This is a genomic window from Rathayibacter sp. CAU 1779 (genome assembly GCF_054551755.1).
Genome location: NZ_JBTOLK010000001.1, coordinates 2,057,043 through 2,073,727, shown reverse-complemented (window position 1 = coordinate 2,073,727; position 16,685 = coordinate 2,057,043). Strand labels below are relative to the sequence as shown.

The following is a 16,685-nucleotide window of genomic DNA, read 5'->3' as shown; positions in this document are numbered from 1 at the left end:
TGCGCCGATCAGCCGAGCGCGCGGAACTGCAGCGCGGAGACGTCCGCGGTGTCGGACCCGACCGTTGCGAAGCGGGTGTAGCCGGCTTCGGTGAGGCGCTCCAACAGCGGTTTGAGGTTCTTCACGCGCTTTTCGACTCGCACCCTGGCGCCGGAGTCCACCAGCTCGGCCTTCAGGCGGAACAGCGTCGTCGGGTCGACGTCGCGGTCGTAGACCAGCACCACTGCGTCGGCTGCCTGTTCCTCCGGAACGTCGACGAGGTCGACGATGCGCTCGAAACCGAGGGAGAAGCCGACGGCGGGCACGTCCGTGCCGAGGAAACGGCCGATCATGCCGTCGTAGCGGCCGCCTCCCCCGAGCGAGTATCCGAATTCCGGGTGCTGGATCTCGAAGATCGCGCCCGTGTAGTAGCCCATCCCGCGCACCAGGTTGTGCGAGAAGACCAGCGGGGTCCCGGGGGCGACCGCGGCAACGGCGTCACGTATCCCGTGGAGGCTGGCATAGGCATCCGTGTCGAGCCACGCCGGCGGCGGCACGACTCCCCGCTCGAGGTTCCAGCCGTCGTCGGGCAGACCCGACAGACTCTCGGCGACGACGGCACCGCTCGCCTCGTCGACCAGGCCGAGCGTGACGAGCTCCGCGACGACACCCTCGACACCGATCTTGTCTTCCTTGTCGATGGTGATCATGGCGCGCTCGTAGTCCGCCTCGGCGACGCCCCACGACGCGATGAGGCCGCGCAGGATGGCGCGGTGGTTGATGCGGATCGTGCACCCGGTGAGCCCGAGCGCCTCCAGCGCGGTGATCGTCGATGTGATGAGCTCGATCTCGGCGACCGTTCCGGACTCGCCGATGATGTCGATGTCGCACTGCACGAACTGCCGGTAGCGGCCCTTCTGCGGACGCTCGGCGCGCCACACCGGCGCGATCTGGATCGCCTTGAAGACACTCGGCAGCGCCGCACGGTGGCTGGCGTAGAACCGCGCCAGCGGCACGGTGAGGTCGAAGCGGAGGCCGAGATCCGTGAGTCCCTCGAGGTCGCCTGACGCGGCGAGCTCGGCCACGGCATCCGCGGTCAGGCCGCGACGGAGAATGCCGAACGCGAGCTTCTCGTTGTCGCCGCCGAGCCCGGAGTGCAGGCGCGAGGCATCCTCCATGACCGGCGTCTCGATCTCGTCGAAGCCCTGTGCCGCGTAGCTGGAGCGGATGACGCCCAACGCGTGCTCGCGGCGGGCCTTGTCTGCGGGGAGGAAGTCGCGCATGCCGCGGGGCGGGTTCACGGTTTGAGCCATGCGTTCATTCTTCCAGGGACCTGAAGCGGTCAGAGGCCGTCACGTGCGGCGAGGCCGTCTCGCCGCGGAGGGAATACCGGAGACCGCATCCGGATTGCACCTGACGATGTCAGAGAACACGATTTCACGCCGCAGCGTCGGGCTTCGTTCCGAACGCGGTCCCATCCTCCTCTCGCTCATGCTGGCCACCGCGCTCGTCGCGCTCGACTCGACCATCATCGCGACCGCCTCGACCTCGATCGCCCGTGAGCTCGGCAACTTCGCACAGATCCCGTGGCTGTTCTCCATCTACGTGCTGGCCCAGGCCGTCTCCGTGCCGATCTACGGCCGCCTCGCCGACTTCTTCGGCCGCAAGCACCTCATGCTGATCGGCATCGGCCTGTTCCTCGTCGGCTCGATCCTGGCCGGCTTCGCCTGGTCGATGCCCGTGCTCATCGCGTCCCGCGTGATCCAGGGCCTCGGTGCGGGCGCCGTGCTGCCGATGAGCATGACCATCGCCAGCGACATCTACACGCTGCAGGAGAGGGCGAAGACCCAGGGCTACCTCGCCAGCGTCTGGGGTGTCTCCGCCGTCGTCGGTCCGACGCTCGGCGGTGTGTTCAGCGAGTTCGTCAGCTGGCGGTGGATCTTCTTCATCAACATTCCGCTGTCGCTGCTCGCGGCCTGGATGCTGTGGCGCAAGTTCGACGAGAAGCGACACGTCGATGGCGGGATCCAGCGCAGCCGTCCGCGCATCGACTACGCGGGGGCGATCCTCCTGACGGTCGGAACCGCGCTCGTCATCCTCGGGCTGCTCGAGGGCGGGACGGCGTGGGCGTGGAACTCCGCCGTGTCGATCGTGATCTTCGCGGCGGGAGCGGCCGCGCTGGTGGCGTTCGTGTTCGTGGAGCTGAGGGCGGAGCATCCGATCCTGCCGCTCGGCGTGCTGAAGCGGCGCATCATCTGGAGCTCGACACTCGCATCTCTCATCATCGGCGCCGTGGTGCTGGGACTCACGACCTACGTGCCGATCTACGCGCAGGACGTGCTCGGCACGAGTGCGCTGATCGCCGGATTCGCGGTGGCGGCCCTGACCGTCGGCTGGCCACTGACGGCGTCCATCGCCGGGCGCTTCTACCTGCGGATCGGATTCCGCTGGACCGCCGTGATCGGATCGGCGATCGTCGTCGTCGGCACCGCACTCCTCACCACGCTCGCCGCCGGCACCAGCATCTGGCTGGTCGCACTGTTCTGCTTCGTGATCGGCGCCGGCATGGGCCTCACCGCCGTGCCGACGCTGATCGGCGCGCAGAGCTCGGTCGACTGGCAGGAGCGCGGACTCGTGACGGGCACGAACATGTTCGCACGCTCCATCGGCTCGGCGGTCGGTGTCGCGGTGTTCGGCGCGATCGTCAACGCGAACGCGACAGTCGGACCGGATGGCGCTCCGCACGGCCCGCAGCTCCAGGTCGCCACGCACCTCGTCTTCCTCGCGATCGCCGTCATCGGCGTCGCGCTCCTGGCCGCCGTGCTGCTCATGCCAACGCGGCGTTCGCCGCAGGTCGGCACCTCCACGACTCCGACGGAGGCCGCCGCCGCGTCGTGATCGCACGAGCGGTGATCGCCTGAGCAGGCGGATGCCGCGCCTCAGTCGTGATCGGAAGAGGACAGCTCTGCGGCCCTGACCTCGTCCTCGAGCTCACGCACCGCGACGCGCAGCGCCCGCTCGGCGTCGAGGCCGTGCTCGCGCGCCGACGCCACGATGGACAGCAGCAGAGCGCCGAGCCCGCCTTCGTCGTGCCAGACGGCGGGTCCTTCGTCTCGCTGCGCTCGCTCGGACAGTTCGGCGGGCGGCGGCGCAACGCCGAGGCGTGCAGCGCGTCCGAGCACCTTGTCCGCCAGCGCCAGCGCCGGCATCGAGCGAGGAATGCCGTCGAGCACGCTGCGTCGAGTGGTCTTCTCGGCGGCCTTGGCCGCCGTCCAGAGCCGCAGCACCTCCTCCGGCGTGTCGGCGACCTCGTCGCCGAAGACGTGCGGATGACGACGCACCATCTTCTCGGTGACGCGCTGGGCGACATCCTCGATGTCGAACTCCTCCCCTGCCGTTCGCGACGCGACCTCGGAGTGGAACGCCACCTGCCACAGCACGTCGCCGAGCTCCTCGATGATCTCGTCGGTCGTGCCGGCCTCGATCGCCTCGACCAGTTCGTACGACTCCTCGATCAGGTACGGCACGAGCGTCTCGTGCGTCATGGTCTGCGACCAGACGCATGTGTCGAGAACGGATGCCATGGCATCCGCGAACAGGTCGAGTCGCGACCGGTCGTCGCCGGCCCGCCTCTCGTTGCGGCTGTCGCCCGTGTCATCGGTCATCACGGCCTCCCGTCGTCGGATCTCATCGTGTCACGGGTGCTCGCCCGCAGCCGTGCTCGTCGGTGCCGTCGTACCCCTAGGCTTGCGGGGTGACCAGCGTGAGTCGGATCGTCGTGTCGGTGTCGGATCTCGAGCGGTCGCTCGGCGTGTATGCCGAAGCGCTCGGGCTCCCTGTGACGTGGTCGAACGACGACGTGGCCGCCCTTGACGCCGGCGGTGTCGAGGTCATGCTGCACAGACGGCAGCCGACTCCCGGCGAGCACGGCATCGCCGCGACCATCACCGTCCATGACGTCGATCGGGCGACGACGGCCGCGGTCGCTGCCGGAGCAGAGGTCGTGCACGGTCCGGATGACGAGCCGTGGGGCGAGCGGCAGGTGGTGCTGCACGATCCTGACGGCCACGTGATCTGCCTCGTGACACCGATCGGCGGCGCGGCAGTCTGACGCCGGCCACCGGATAGACTCGCTGCTGGTGTGCCGGGAAGTCTGGTCGGCTCGCGGCTGCCGCCGCTCGTGATGAGCGGCATGTCTCATCCGCGGTCGCGACGAGGGGTGCCCGCATGAGCCTGATCCGGTCCGAACGCGGTGCTGCCGGCATCCTGCTGGGCGCCGCGGCACTGGGCCTCGTGCTCGCGAACACCGCTGCGGGGCCGGCCTTGCAGCGCCTGATGGAGATCCCGCTCGGAGTGCCACCCGCTGGGCTCGAGCTGAGCGTCTCGCACTGGATCAGCGACGGGCTCCTCGCCGTGTTCTTCTTCGTCGTCGCCGTCGAGCTGCGACACGAGCTCACGGTGGGCGAGCTCAGCTCGTGGCAGAAGGCGCTGCATCCGGCGATCGCCGCGGTCTGTGGCGTGATCGCCCCAGCACTCGTGTACCTCGTGTTCACCGCGGGCAGCGACTACGCATCCGGATGGCCGGTGCCCACCGCGACGGACATCGCCTTCGCACTCGGCGTGCTCGCCGTGTTCGGACGGGGACTGCCGCGTCGCATCCGCGTCTTCCTGCTCGCGCTCGCGGTGCTCGACGACCTCATCGCGATCATCATCATCGCCGTGCTCTTCACGTCAGATCCGAACCTGATCGACCTCGGGCTGGCGGCCGTCGCCGTCGTGGCCTTCGGGCTCCTCAGCAGAATGCTGCACGGCAGGATGCGCGCACCTGTCGCGGTGCTCATGGTGCTCGTCGCCCTGCTCGCCTGGGCGCTGGTGCACGGCTCCGGCGTGCACCCGACCATCGCCGGCGTCGGGTTGGGACTCGTCATGTCACGCGAACCCGCCAGGCGTGTGACGCACGTACTGGAACCGTGGTCGAACGGCATCGTCCTGCCGCTCTTCGCGTTCTCCGCTGCGCTGGTCACGATCCCGTCCGTGCCGCTCTCCGAGTTGTCCGCGTCGTTCTGGGGGATCCTGGTCGCGCTGCCCGTCGGCAAGTTCGTCGGGATCTCGATCGGCGGATGGCTGGGCGGGAAGCTCGGTCGTGGTTCGGGTCCGTCGCTGGGGCTCGCCGACGCGTTGGTCGTCGCCGCGCTCGGCGGAATCGGCTTCACCGTGTCGCTCCTGATGAACGAACTGGCGTTCGCGCAGAGTGCCGAGGTGCGCGACGAGGGCGTGCTCGCGGTGCTGCTCGGCTCGTCGGTGTCGATCGTGGCGGGCGGCATGGCCGTCACACTCTTGGCGCGGCGTTACCGGCGGCAGCATCCGGTGGCGCTGACGTCCGGTTGAGCAGACAAGGCACGACTCAGCCGATGATGCACGGCTGAGCCGCCGGCTCGGGGGCCGGAGGGCGGACCGACGCAGTGCGGCCGACCGCCAGAGCAACCGGCCATCCAGCATCCGGGTTACGAAGCGGCGACGGCCGCCGGCCGCTGCACACTGCCGAGTCTCGGCTGCCTGCGGAACTGACCGGTGAGCACGAGCGCCACGGCGATCACGGCCATGACGGTCCACGGGACGAATCCCAGCGGGCCCACGATCACGGGATCCGGCGAGGATCCGGCGGCCGCGAGCACCGTGAGGATCCCGGCGGCGCCGTTGAATCCCGCGTGAGCGAACACCGACGGCCAGACCGAGCCGCTGCGCAGGCGCAGCCAGCCGATGAGGATGCCGAGGAACAGGCATCCGCCGACCATCATGAGCACGCCGAACAGGTTCGGCTGGGCGAAGTCGTAACCGAGCAGGATGATCGGCGCGTGCCACAGACCCCAGATGACGCCGGTCAAGATGAGTGCCGGCCACGTGCCGAGCGGCCGCAGGCTCGGCAGCAGCGAGCCCCGCCAGCCGAGTTCCTCGCCCACTGTGGCGAGTGCATTGAAGACGGATCCGAACGGCAGAGACACGAGCTGGATCAGCACCAGAAGCCCGATCGGCAACGGGATGGTCGTGCCGTGTGCTGCGGCCTCGATCACCTCTCTGAATGCCGAGAAGTGCACGAGGTCCAGCTTGACGAGCCCGAGTGCCGCCGCCGCGAAAACGCTCACGATGACGACCAGGATGCTGCCCACCAGCCCGATGACGATGAGGCCGATGACGCGCTTCGCCGGCGTCAGCGGCCACACGCCCAGGTACTCCCTGAGCGATCGCGGGCGCGGACGCTGCACGAAGAGCGCCACGATGAGAGCGGCCGCGGCGGGCGTGTACATCATGCCGATCATCAGGAAGATCGCCCCCGGAGTGTTCAGGCCCCGCCCGCTCAGCCAGAGCGGCAGGCAGATGAGCCAGGCGAGCCCGAAGGCGATGACGACATAGGTGCCGATGGCGAGCCAGGGCACCTTCGTGGGGAACGGCGACGCGGATGCCGCGTCCGCCTCTACGGCGCGCAGCTGATCGGCAGACGCCGCTGTCCCTGACCGAGCAGTGCCTTCGTCGGGTGTCATGTTTCCTCCTGTGCTGCGAGGGTTCCAGTGGAGCGGATTCGGATGCTGCTGAGGTGCGTCGACCTGAGCCCCGGACGTCCCTGGATCGACTGACTCGAGATCAGCGTGGGGCCCGCGCGACCATGGCGAACACGATGAGGCCGACGACGACGAGGAGCAGAACCACGCCGATCGCGATGCCCGCCGGATGCCCGAGGTTGATCGTCCAGCCGACGCCGAAGCGTCGCGGCACCATGATCGACGGGTCGTCGGGGTTGACGTAGAAGACGCCGGCCTTCCAGAAGCGGTCGTCGTCTGGGGCATCCGCCGCGGACGTCGAGTCCGTCGGCTTCGGCACGCCACTGCGGACGATCCGGCTCCACCGCAGGAGGAACAGCACCAGCACGAGCAGGATGAGCCCCAGCATCACGAAGCTGCCGGCCGCCACCGCCGAGTGCGTCTGCGGGAACAGCCAGGAGGCGACCGAGATCCAGGCCAGCGCCAGGGTGATCACGAACATCACTCGGCCGAGCAGCGCGGAAACCGCCGATCGGATGGCGCGTGCGCGCACCAGATTTCCCTCGCCGCCCGAGGAGGGGAGCCCTCGCACCGGAACGACGCGGTTCAGGAACGACAGGGCGAAGACACCGCAGAGCACGATCCCGCCGATGATGAGCGGGCCGAACACCGCCCAGACGCTCTTCACGGCGAAGCCGTCCGGCGCGCCCCCGGCGTCCCAGTGGATCGGAACCTGCGCGGGCAGCGAGTCGTACACGCCGACGCCGATCGCGGCGGCGATCGCGAGCAGGAGCAGGGATGCCGCGAACCATCCGGCCGGAACCGGCGCGTGCACCGGGTCGACCGTCACCGATCCGACCAGGCGCACCTTGACGCCCTTGTACCACTGGCCATCGTGCTTGGCCCGCACGATCGCCTGTCGGGCGATGATGTACGCCACGACGGTTCCGACCACGAACAGCAGGGTGCTGACGATCGAGGCGGCTACGGGTGCGACGAACACCAGCGCCACGAGCACGACGACGGCCAGCAACCAGGCGGCACCGATCATCACGTAGTAGCGACGGCGAGCCGACCTGATCACCGGCTCGTCCTGCCGGGCGACCGGCACGCTGACGCCCATCGGAATCGTCGGCGGCATCATGGCAGGCAGGAGCAGCATGATCGCTGCGATGACGACCAAAGTCACAAGGATCGTGACGAAGACTGCGGCGTTCATCGGTTGTCGTTCTCTCCTGCTCCGGTGTCACCGGTCGTGCGCTGCTGGGCGAAATCGGCGAGGATGCTCCGCGCGGCCTTCAGCACCGTCCCATCCGTCTCACCCTGCGCGACGGCCTCCGCGAGCACTGTCGTGAGTCGCGCCTCCCAGCCCGCCCGCGCCGCGGCATCCCACTCGGCAGCCGAATCGGCTGTGTGCGGGCCGCGTGCGACGACGGATCCGACCGTGCGGTTCGTGCGCACCAGTCCCTCGGCCCGCAGCAGGTCGTATCCCTTGCCGACCGTGGCGATGTTGATGCCGAACTGGCCGGCCAGCTGCCGCACCGGCGCGAGCTTGTCGCCCGGGCGCAGCCGTCCGGCGGCGATGCCCTCCACGACGCGGTCGCGCAGCTGTTGGTACAGCGGGACCTCGGAGATCGGATCGATCTCGATCTGCATCGCGCCTCCCTGTATCGCTTGTATTAGTAGTTATAACACAAGCGATACAACGAGGCGGCTGAAGGCTCGCTCACGCCGAGAACAGCGCCGAGACCTCATCCACCTCGTCTGCCGTCGGCGTCCAGGCCGTGGCGGCGTCCGCGTTCGAGGTGACCTGCTCTGCGGAAGTCGCACCGGCGATCACGCTGGCGAGACCGGGCTGCGCCAGCAGCCAGCCGAACGTGGCCTGCAGCATGGAGATGTCGCGGACGTCGCAGAAGCGCTGGAAGGCGTCAAGGGCATCCCACGGCGCCTCGTCGATGATGTGACGTCGCTGCCGCATGATCCGGCTGTCGTCGGGTCCGCCCGACCGTGAGAACTTGCCGGTGAAGAGGCCGTTGTGCAGCGGGAAGAAGGGCAGGAAGCCCAGCCCGTACGCGTTCACCGCCGGAAGGACCTCGCGCTCGGCATCCCGTCGCACGAGGTTGTATTCGTTCTGCGCCGAGACGAACCGCGGATGCCCGTGCAGCACCGCCTGATACTCGGCATCGGCGATCTGCCATCCGGCGAAGTTCGAGTGCCCGATGTAGCGCACCTTGCCCTCGGTGATGAGGTCGTCGAGCACGTCGAGGGTCTCCTCGATGGGCGTCAGCGGATCCGGACGGTGCAGCTGGTACAGGTCGATCCAGTCCGTCTGCAACCGGGTCAAGGATGCCTCGACCGCGCGCCGCACGTAGCGCCGCGAACCGCGGGCACCCCAGTCAGGACCGTTCGTCCCCCGCATGTCCATGCCGAACTTCGTGGCGAGCACCACGCGATCGCGCTTGCCCTTCAGCGCGACGCCGATGAGCGTCTCGCTGAGGCCCGGCTCCTTGCCATACACGTCCGCCGTGTCGAGGAACGTGACACCAGCGTCGACGGCGGCATCGAGCACCGCGCTCGTGCCCTCCTGGGTCTGGGTGCGGGTATCGGGTCGGCCGAAGTTGTTGCAGCCGAGGCCCACCGTCGAAACGACGAGGCCGGAGGGACCGAGGGTGCGGTATGCGATGTCTGCCATGGGATCGACGGTAGCGGCAGCGTACCGAGCTCACCGCCCCGACGCGTACCCCTGCACCCCTCGCGGGTTCGCCGCTGCCCACAGCTCCCGCGGCGACGACACCCCATGTGACGTGATGCTGCCGACGCCGCTGAGGCGCCCCAGAGTCCACGATCCGGAGACGGTCACCCGGTGTCCGCGGCGCTCGAGCTCGGCGATCACGTCGGATCCGACGCGATCCTCGACGACGAGACCAGCGGGCTCCCACACGCGCGGCCAGAAGCTGGAGACGTGGCTGGTGGTGTGGAACGTGGGGGCGTCGATGGCGGCCTGCGGATCCCAGCCGGCCACGAGCATCCGCAGCAGGGCGGGCAGCTGCCACTGGTCCTGCTGGTCGCCGCCCGGCGTGCCGAGCGTGAGCACTCGCGTGCCGCCGTCGGGAGCGGATGCGGTCACCAGCGTTGCCGAAAGCGTCGTGCGCGGGCGGGCGCCCGGCCGCAGCACAGCAGGGGACTCGGGATCGAGCCACGCCATCTGCAGGCGGGTGCCGAGGCAGAAGCCCAGCTCCGGGATGGTCGGCGACGACTGCAGCCACCCGCCGGACGGGGTGACGGTCACCACGTTGCCGAAGCGGTCGGCGACGTCGAGGTGGCAGGTGTCACCCCTGGTCTGGCCGTGCCGATCGACGGTCGGTTCGCCGATGCCTGCCGGCAGATCGTTTCGCGCGGCGGACGACGCCTCACCGTACGAGGTGCCGTCGGTGTTGTCGGCACCAGAGTCGGCGGACCCGTCGTCGACATCCGCGAGTCCGTCCTTGCCGACTCCCGCCTTGACCATCGGGAGGTACGGCGTGCGGCCGTCGGGCGATCCGGGGCGCAGCTCGGCGCTCGCCTCGTCGCCGATGAGCGAGGCCCTGGCCTCCGCGTACTCCGGAGAGAGCAGGGTGGCCAGCGGCACGTCGGCGAATCGCGGGTCCGCGTACCAGGCATCCCGGTCGGCCAGCGCGAGCTTCTCCGCCTCGGCGATCACATGGATGCCGACCGCGGTCGACGGATCCAGGTGCTCGTCGTCGAGTCCGTGCCGCCGACCGTATGCGTCGAGGATGGCGAGGGTCTGCAGCAACACGGGCCCCTGCCCCCACGGCCCCGCCTTGTGCACCGTGAAACCTCGGAAATCAATGCTGACCGGCTCTTCCTCTCCCGCGTGGAAGGCCGCCAGATCCGCAGCCGCGAGCACGCCGACGTGATCGCGGCCGTCGCTGTGACGATGCGGTGTGCGCACGAAGCGCTCGATCGCCTGCGCGACGAATCCGGTCGACCAGGCTTCACGGGCGGCGGCGATCCGCTCCGCCCTCGTCACCCGTCCCTCCCCCGCGTCGATCAGCCGCCTGAGCAGGGAGGCATAGGTCGGGTTGATGATGTCCTCGCCCACCTCGGGGGCGTTGCCCTCTCCATCGAGCCACAGCGCCGCTGACGTCGGCCAGTGCGCCAGGAAGTGCGAGCGGATCCGCTCGATCGTCGTGACCACGTTCTGGTGCACCGGATGCCCGTGCTCGGCATATCCGATCGCGTACGCCAACACGTCCCCCAGCTCCCACGTGCCGTGCTCGGCCAGCAGCCAGAGCCACGCGGCGACCGACCCGGGGACGGCGGCGGCGAGCGCGCCCGCACCGGGGACATCCGCCAGTCCTTCGACGTCGCGGTAGCGCTCCAGCGTCGCGGCGGTGGGGGCGGGACCCTGCCCCATGAGCACGCGGACGTCGCCGTCAGCGGTTCGGAACAGCCCGGTGAGGTCGCCTCCGGGACCATTCAGGTGCGGTTCGACCACGTGCAGCACGAAGCCCGCGGCGACGGCGGCGTCGAACGCGTTGCCGCCGCGCTCGAGGACCGACTGGGCGCTCGCGGTGGCGAGCCAATGGGTTGAAGCGGCCACGCCGAACGTGCCACGGAGGGTGGGACGGGTCGTGAAGGCGGGAGCGGGGGCGAAGGTCACGGAGTCAACGGTAGCGAGGGCGCGCGGGAGCCGGATGCGGAGCGCGGCTCGATCAGAGCGCGTCCGCCCAGCCGTACGGGTCGTCGCCCGCCGGGATCGCAAGGATCCCCCGCCACAGCAGCACGGCATCCAGCCAGCGCCGTTCGTCTGCACCGAGCGGCTGCACCGCCTGATACCCCGCGAGGAACGTGTCGCGGACCTCCTGCGGCGTCGGGCTCCACTGCGTGAATCGTGTGCGGAGCAGCACGAGCGAGTTCGCGATGTCGGTGATGCGGTGGTCGAGCGAGACCTCGTCGAAGTCGAGCACGGCGACCACCTCGGATCCTGCGGTGAGGATGTTTCCCGACCGGTAGTCGCCGTGGATCAGCTGCCGCGGCACCTCGAGCGGGCGCAGGGACTCGACGGCGACGCGCAGCCGGGCAGACGCACCCGGCGCTCGACCGACGTCGTCTTCGTCGAGCCATCGCAGGATGCGCACCCGCAGGTCCGCCGGCGGTGCGGTCTCGCCGTAGCGCTGCGGATTGTGGTTCAGCCGCTCGTCCCGAGAGCTCGCGAACGCGCCGTGCAACCGCGCAAGCACGGCGCCCGCGTTGCGGACAGCCTCGTCGTCGGCGACGTCGAGATGGTTCGCCTCGACGTTCCTCTGCACCGCAATCGACAGCTGCACGCCGCGCGGTCGCACGACGACGCGCGAGTCTCCCGCGACGGATGCGATCGGCGGCACCACCGGCATCCCCGCCTCGTGCAGCCGGCCGACCAGATCGGCGACCGCCGAGAACCGTGCGAACAGCGGATACGCGCGGGACCACTTCACGACCAGGTGCTGATCCGCCGTGCGCACCCAGGCGATCGCGTTGTGGGCGCTGATCAGGATGCGGTCGCACTCCACGACCTCGAGCGCCCAGGAACGTGCGAGCTCCTCGCCGAGCCAGGTGACGGCTTCCTCGTACCGTTCGAATCCGAAACGCTCCCGCAGCGCGACGCGCGGATCGGTCTGCTCCCACAACATCGACAGCCCTGACGGAAACATCGCATGAGCCTATCGACGGGGCCGAGCAACGGCCGGCACCGCACCGCCGTCGCCGTGCTTCCCGGCGCTGTGCCGGCGTCGCCGTGCTTCTGCCGGTCCGCGTCGCGGCGGCCCCTCGTGCGACCTCAGCCGAAGTCCACGTCCGCTGCGTCGACCACCTCGGCCGTGCGCCCGGGTGCCTGGTGCTCGGCCCAGGAGAAGTTCGTGAGGCCGATCACCACGGCGGGCGGCGGTGCACCCCACTCGCTGAGATCCTCGGTCGTGTGGCCGTCCCCGACGAGGGTGACGTCGTATCCGCGGGTGATTCCGCCGTGGATGGTCGCGCGGATGCACTGGTCCGACTGTGCTCCGGTCACCACGATCCGGCCCACGCCGAGATCGGCGAGTACGGCACCCAGAGTCGTCTCCTCGAACGCATCAGGGTAGAGCTTGGGGACCACCGGCTCGTCATTGCGCCGATCCAGCTCTGCCACGAACTGCCATGCCTCGCTGCCCAGCGGCACATGATCGTCCGAATGCTGGAACCAGACGACGGGGACCTCAGCCGCTCGCGCCTTCTCGACGAGAGCGCGGATGTTCTCCACGACCTCGTCGCGTTTGTACGCGTTGCCGATCACACCGTTCTGCACGTCGAGCACCAGCAGAGCGGTCGCGTCGCGGCCTTCGAGAGTTGCCATGGTGGTCCTCCCTCTTCGCCGCCCAAGGTACTCGGCGGCACCGACAAGGCAGCCTGCACCCGGACTCCGGCTCAGGAGACGGAAATCCGCTTTCGGCTCCGGCCGACCCGAGTGAGCACAGCTCACCCGGCGCTGGCGTCGCGGCGAAGACCCACTGGGTCTTCGCTTTCAGCTCCAGCGCGCAGCTCCGGAAGCGGGAAGATCGCGTCGAGCAGTGATCGTACCCATCCGATCAGCTCGGCGTCGGGCAGCGATTCGCCGTCCGTGACCGGCAGCGGCACGAGTGCCACCTTCTGCGCCGCGATGAGCCGCGACTTCGGGTACATGCGCTGCAGCCGCACCTGGATCGAGTCGGGCAGTTCGGCGGGGGCGATGCGCAGGTTGGATCCCATGGCCACGACATCCGAGAGTCCGGCCTGCTGGGCACGCCGACGCAGCCGGGACACCGCGATGAGGTTCGTGACGGCCTCCGGGGGCTCGCCGTAGCGGTCGGTGAGCTCCTCGAGAACGAGGTCGATGGCATCCGCCTTCGCATTCGGTCCGGATGCCGCCGACAGCTTCTGGTACGCCTCCAACCGCAGCCGCTCGGAGTCGACGTACTCCTCCGGGATGTGCGCATCAACCGGCAGCTCCAGCCGCAGCTCCGTCTGCCCCTCGGCGACCTCGCCCCTGAAGGTGCCGACCGCTTCGCCGATCATGCGCAGGTACAGGTCGAAGCCCACGCCCGCGATGTGGCCGGACTGTTCACCGCCGAGGAGGTTTCCCGCACCGCGGATCTCGAGATCCTTGAGCGCGACCTGCATGCCGCTGCCGAGCTCGTTGTTGGCCGCGATCGTGGAAAGGCGGTCGTGGGCGGTCTCGGAGAGCGGCTTGTCGGCATCCCAGAGGAAGTAGGCGTAGGCACGTTCACGTCCGCGGCCAACGCGACCGCGCAGCTGGTGCAGCTGGGACAGCCCGTACTTGTCGGCGCGGTCGATGATGATCGTGTTCGAGTTGGCGATGTCGAGGCCGGTCTCGATGATCGTCGTGCACACCAGCACGTCGAACCTGCGCTCCCAGAAGTCGACGACGACCTGCTCCAGCGCGTGCTCGTTCATCTGGCCGTGCGCCACGGCGATGCGCGCCTCCGGCACGAGCTCCGCGAGCTGAGAAGCAGTCCTCTGGATGCTCGACACGCGGTTGTGCACGAAGAACACCTGTCCCTCGCGCAGCAGCTCGCGCCTGATGGCTGCGGCGACCTGCTTCTCGGAATACGGGCCGACGAACGTGAGGATCGGATGCCTGTCCTCCGGCGGCGTCGCCAGCGTCGACATCTCCCGGATCCCCGTCACCGCCATCTCGAGCGTGCGCGGGATGGGCGTCGCGCTCATCGCGAGCACGTCCACGTTCGTCTTGAGCTTCTTCAGCGCGTCCTTGTGCTCGACGCCGAAGCGCTGCTCCTCGTCGATGATGACGAGGCCCAGATCCTTCATCGAGAGGTTCTTGGACAGCAGCCTGTGAGTGCCGATCACGACATCGACGGTGCCGTCGGCAAGGCCGTCCATGACCTCTTTCGCCTCCCGGTCCGTCTGGAAACGGCTGAGCTGGCGAAGGTGCACCGGAAACCCGGCGAACCGTTCCTGGAACGTCTCGAAATGTTGCCTGACCAGCAGGGTCGTCGGCACCAGCAGCAGCACCTGTTTGCCGTCCTGCACCGCCTTGAAGGCCGCGCGAACGGCGATCTCGGTCTTGCCGAAGCCGACGTCGCCTGAGATGAGGCGGTCCATCGGGATCGGCCGCTCCATGTCGGCCTTCACCTCGTCGATCGTCTGCAGCTGGTCCGGTGTCTCCACGAACGGGAAGGCCTCCTCCAGCTCGTGCTGCCATGGGGTGTCCGGTCCGAACGCGTGGCCCTTCGACGCCATGCGCGCCGAGTACAGCTTCACCAGCTCGACGGCGATGTCTCGCACCGCCTTGCGGGCACGGCCCTTGGCCTGCGCCCAGTCGCTGCCACCCATCTTGGACAGCTGGGGCGCCTCGCCACCGACATACCTGCTGAGCAGGTCGAGCTGGTCGGTCGGCACGTAGAGCTTGTCGCCCGGGTATCCGCGCCTCGACGGCGCATACTCCAGCACGAGGTACTCGCGCTTGGACTTCACGGCGTTGCGGCCGCCGGAGGACACCTCCCGCTGTACGAGTTCGACGAACTTGCCGATGCCGTGCGTCTCGTGCACGACGAAGTCGCCGGGCTTCAGCTGCAGCGGATCCACGACGTTCTTGCGCCGCACGCCGAGCTTCTTCACCTGGCGCGAGTCGTAGCCGATGGTGCGGCCGTAGAACTCTGTCTCGCCGATCAGCGCGAGCTTCGCCTCCGGCAGCTCGAAACCCTGCTCGACGGATGCCGCGAGCACGTACGCGACGCCCGCCTCCGCATCCGCGGGGTAGGAGTCCACCTGCCGTGCGGCGAGCCCGCTCTCGGCGAGCACGTCGACGGCGCGCTCCACCAGGCCGTGCCCGGCCGCGACGATGGCGACCCGCCAGCCATCGGACAACCGCTGCGCGACGTGCGAGATCGCGCCGTCCACGTTGCCGGCGAAACTCGGCACGGCGGACGCGTCCACCCGCACGTAGTCGCCTGCCGACTCGACGAGATCCTCGATGGACTGCTCGCCGATCGGGACGATCGGCTCCGCTCCACCGGTGTCGAAACTGGAGAACGTCCACCACGGATGATCCGGCGCTGGCTCCCCTGGCCGGCTGTGCTGCGCTGCGTCGCGAAGCTGACGCAGCGTGATGAAGTCGCCGGACGCGAGGTCGATCGGCGCGGCCGCACCGACCGTCGCTGCGCTCCACGCGGCCTCGAGGAACTCGCGATTGGTTTCCGCGAGGCTCACGGCACGGGCCGAGACGCGCTCTGGGGACATCACGGCGACGGCCGCGCCGTCCGGAAGGTAGTCGGTGAGGGGCACGAGGCGATCCACGAGTGCGGGCGCCAGAGACTCCATCCCCTCCACCGGGATGCCCTCCGCCACCTTCGTCAGCAGCTGCTCCAGCCCGGGGAACTCGTGCGCCATCTCTGCGGCGCGCTGGCGCACGGTGTCCGTGAGCAGCAGTTCACGCGCGGGCGCCAACTCGACCTGAGGCACGTCGTGCGGCAGCGAGCGTTGGTCGGCAACCGAGAACGCGCGCATCTGCTCGACCTCGTCGCCGAAGAAGTCGACGCGCACCGGATGCTCCGCCGTCGGCGGGAAGACGTCGAGGATGCCGCCGCGCACGGCGAACTCACCACGCCGCGTGACCATGTCGACACGCGCATACGCGAGATCGACCAGACGGGACGAGATCCCGGTGAGATCGTGTCCGCGGCTCCCCTCGACGAGCACGATCGGCTCCAGCAGATCGAGGCCGGCGGCGAGCGGCTGCAGCGCGGCGCGCACCGAGGCGACGACGATCAGCGGATGCCCGGCATCCGGCGTCCACGTCCCCAGCCTTCGCAGCGCGGCCAGGCGGCGTCCGACGATCTCGGCGCTCGGACTCAGCCGCTCGTGAGGAAGCGTCTCCCACGCTGGGAACTCGACGACCTCCGCCGCAGGGACGACGGATGCCAGTGCCTGCCGCAACGACTCCGACTCGCGTCCCGTCGCCGTGACGATGAGCAGCACCTGCTTGTCGGACGGACGCGCGCCGAGCAGCGCGGATGCGAGCGGCACTCGGAGCCCCGCGGTGACCGAGAAGTCCGCATCGCGTCGGGCATAGTCAACGGCGTCGGCGAACGTCTGGGCGCGCGAAAGCGCCTCGGTCAAGCCCTCGAGGATCACTGG

The 16,685-nt window shown here is 69.2% G+C and carries 13 protein-coding genes; 3 read left to right on the top strand and 10 right to left on the bottom strand.

The genetic code is table 11. The features are described 5' to 3' along the window. Nucleotides 1-8: 8 nt before the first annotated feature. Complete coding sequence (hisS, locus tag ACX9R5_RS09485) at nt 9-1,292, bottom strand: histidine--tRNA ligase (RefSeq protein ID WP_459408733.1); 1,284 nt, start codon at nt 1,290-1,292, stop codon at nt 9-11. A gap of 106 nt (nt 1,293-1,398) precedes the next feature. Here hisS and ACX9R5_RS09480 point away from each other — a divergent pair, with 106 nt between their 5' ends. After that, nucleotides 1,399-2,877, top strand: a complete 1,479-nt coding sequence (locus tag ACX9R5_RS09480) for an MDR family MFS transporter (RefSeq protein ID WP_459408732.1) — start codon at nt 1,399-1,401, stop codon at nt 2,875-2,877. Nucleotides 2,878-2,918: 41 nt separating this feature from the next. Here the strand turns inward: ACX9R5_RS09480 and ACX9R5_RS09475 are convergent, their stop codons facing one another. Further along, nucleotides 2,919-3,644 (bottom strand): MazG family protein, encoded by a 726-nt coding sequence (locus ACX9R5_RS09475; RefSeq protein ID WP_459408731.1) that lies wholly within the window; start codon nt 3,642-3,644, stop codon nt 2,919-2,921. A gap of 89 nt (nt 3,645-3,733) precedes the next feature. Between ACX9R5_RS09475 and ACX9R5_RS09470 the strand changes: the two genes are divergently transcribed. Together ACX9R5_RS09470 and nhaA are read left to right on the top strand one after the other, a co-directional pair. After that, nucleotides 3,734-4,090: a VOC family protein gene (locus tag ACX9R5_RS09470; protein WP_459408730.1), complete on the top strand. Its 357-nt coding sequence runs from the start codon at nt 3,734-3,736 to the stop codon at nt 4,088-4,090. Between the two features lie 116 nt (nt 4,091-4,206). Next, nucleotides 4,207-5,367, top strand: coding sequence for a Na+/H+ antiporter NhaA (nhaA, locus tag ACX9R5_RS09465; RefSeq protein WP_459408729.1), 1,161 nt, complete (start codon nt 4,207-4,209; stop codon nt 5,365-5,367). A gap of 116 nt (nt 5,368-5,483) precedes the next feature. On the opposite strand, the gene ACX9R5_RS09460 is transcribed toward nhaA, so the two are convergent. The 8 genes from ACX9R5_RS09460 to mfd form a co-directional block, all read right to left on the bottom strand. Next, the gene (locus ACX9R5_RS09460) at nt 5,484-6,518 is read right to left on the bottom strand and encodes a CPBP family intramembrane glutamic endopeptidase (RefSeq protein WP_459408728.1); all 1,035 of its coding nucleotides are present in this window, start codon (nt 6,516-6,518) and stop codon (nt 5,484-5,486) included. Nucleotides 6,519-6,618: 100 nt separating this feature from the next. Beyond that, nucleotides 6,619-7,734 carry a DUF5808 domain-containing protein gene (locus tag ACX9R5_RS09455; RefSeq protein ID WP_459408727.1) on the bottom strand — a complete coding sequence of 372 codons (1,116 nt, stop codon included), beginning with the start codon at nt 7,732-7,734 and terminating at the stop codon, nt 6,619-6,621. Then, complete coding sequence (locus ACX9R5_RS09450) at nt 7,731-8,171, bottom strand: GntR family transcriptional regulator (RefSeq protein WP_459408726.1); 441 nt, start codon at nt 8,169-8,171, stop codon at nt 7,731-7,733. The genes ACX9R5_RS09455 and ACX9R5_RS09450 overlap by 4 nt, the downstream gene beginning before the upstream one ends. 70 nt (nt 8,172-8,241) lie before the next feature. Next, the gene (locus ACX9R5_RS09445) at nt 8,242-9,207 is read right to left on the bottom strand and encodes an aldo/keto reductase (protein WP_459408725.1); all 966 of its coding nucleotides are present in this window, start codon (nt 9,205-9,207) and stop codon (nt 8,242-8,244) included. A 30-nt stretch (nt 9,208-9,237) separates the two neighbouring features. Next, nucleotides 9,238-11,178: a gamma-glutamyltransferase family protein gene (locus tag ACX9R5_RS09440; protein ID WP_459408724.1), complete on the bottom strand. Its 1,941-nt coding sequence runs from the start codon at nt 11,176-11,178 to the stop codon at nt 9,238-9,240. Between the two features lie 52 nt (nt 11,179-11,230). Continuing rightward, entirely contained in the window at nt 11,231-12,208 is a 978-nt protein-coding gene (locus ACX9R5_RS09435) for a phosphotransferase enzyme family protein (protein WP_459408723.1), read from the bottom strand. 125 nt (nt 12,209-12,333) lie between these two features. Continuing rightward, nucleotides 12,334-12,885: an isochorismatase family protein gene (locus tag ACX9R5_RS09430; protein ID WP_459408722.1), complete on the bottom strand. Its 552-nt coding sequence runs from the start codon at nt 12,883-12,885 to the stop codon at nt 12,334-12,336. Between the two features lie 122 nt (nt 12,886-13,007). After that, on the bottom strand, nt 13,008-16,682 hold the full coding sequence (mfd, locus tag ACX9R5_RS09425) for a transcription-repair coupling factor (RefSeq protein WP_459408721.1): 3,675 nt from the start codon (nt 16,680-16,682) through the stop codon (nt 13,008-13,010). Nucleotides 16,683-16,685 lie beyond the last annotated feature (3 nt).

Excerpts from the sequence above, each read along its gene's own strand:
- ACX9R5_RS09450 (WP_459408726.1), bottom strand. The coding sequence starts at position 8,171 with ATGCAGATCGAGATCGATCCGATCTCCGAGGTCCCGCTGTACCAACAG.
- ACX9R5_RS09435 (WP_459408723.1), bottom strand. The coding sequence starts at position 12,208 with ATGTTTCCGTCAGGGCTGTCGATGTTGTGGGAGCAGACCGATCCGCGC.
- ACX9R5_RS09480 (WP_459408732.1), top strand. The coding sequence starts at position 1,399 with ATGTCAGAGAACACGATTTCACGCCGCAGCGTCGGGCTTCGTTCCGAA.
- ACX9R5_RS09460 (WP_459408728.1), bottom strand. The coding sequence starts at position 6,518 with ATGACACCCGACGAAGGCACTGCTCGGTCAGGGACAGCGGCGTCTGCC.
- ACX9R5_RS09445 (WP_459408725.1), bottom strand. The coding sequence starts at position 9,207 with ATGGCAGACATCGCATACCGCACCCTCGGTCCCTCCGGCCTCGTCGTT.
- ACX9R5_RS09430 (WP_459408722.1), bottom strand. The coding sequence starts at position 12,885 with ATGGCAACTCTCGAAGGCCGCGACGCGACCGCTCTGCTGGTGCTCGAC.
- nhaA (WP_459408729.1), top strand. The coding sequence starts at position 4,207 with ATGAGCCTGATCCGGTCCGAACGCGGTGCTGCCGGCATCCTGCTGGGC.
- ACX9R5_RS09455 (WP_459408727.1), bottom strand. The coding sequence starts at position 7,734 with ATGAACGCCGCAGTCTTCGTCACGATCCTTGTGACTTTGGTCGTCATC.
- ACX9R5_RS09475 (WP_459408731.1), bottom strand. The coding sequence starts at position 3,644 with ATGACCGATGACACGGGCGACAGCCGCAACGAGAGGCGGGCCGGCGAC.
- hisS (WP_459408733.1), bottom strand. The coding sequence starts at position 1,292 with ATGGCTCAAACCGTGAACCCGCCCCGCGGCATGCGCGACTTCCTCCCC.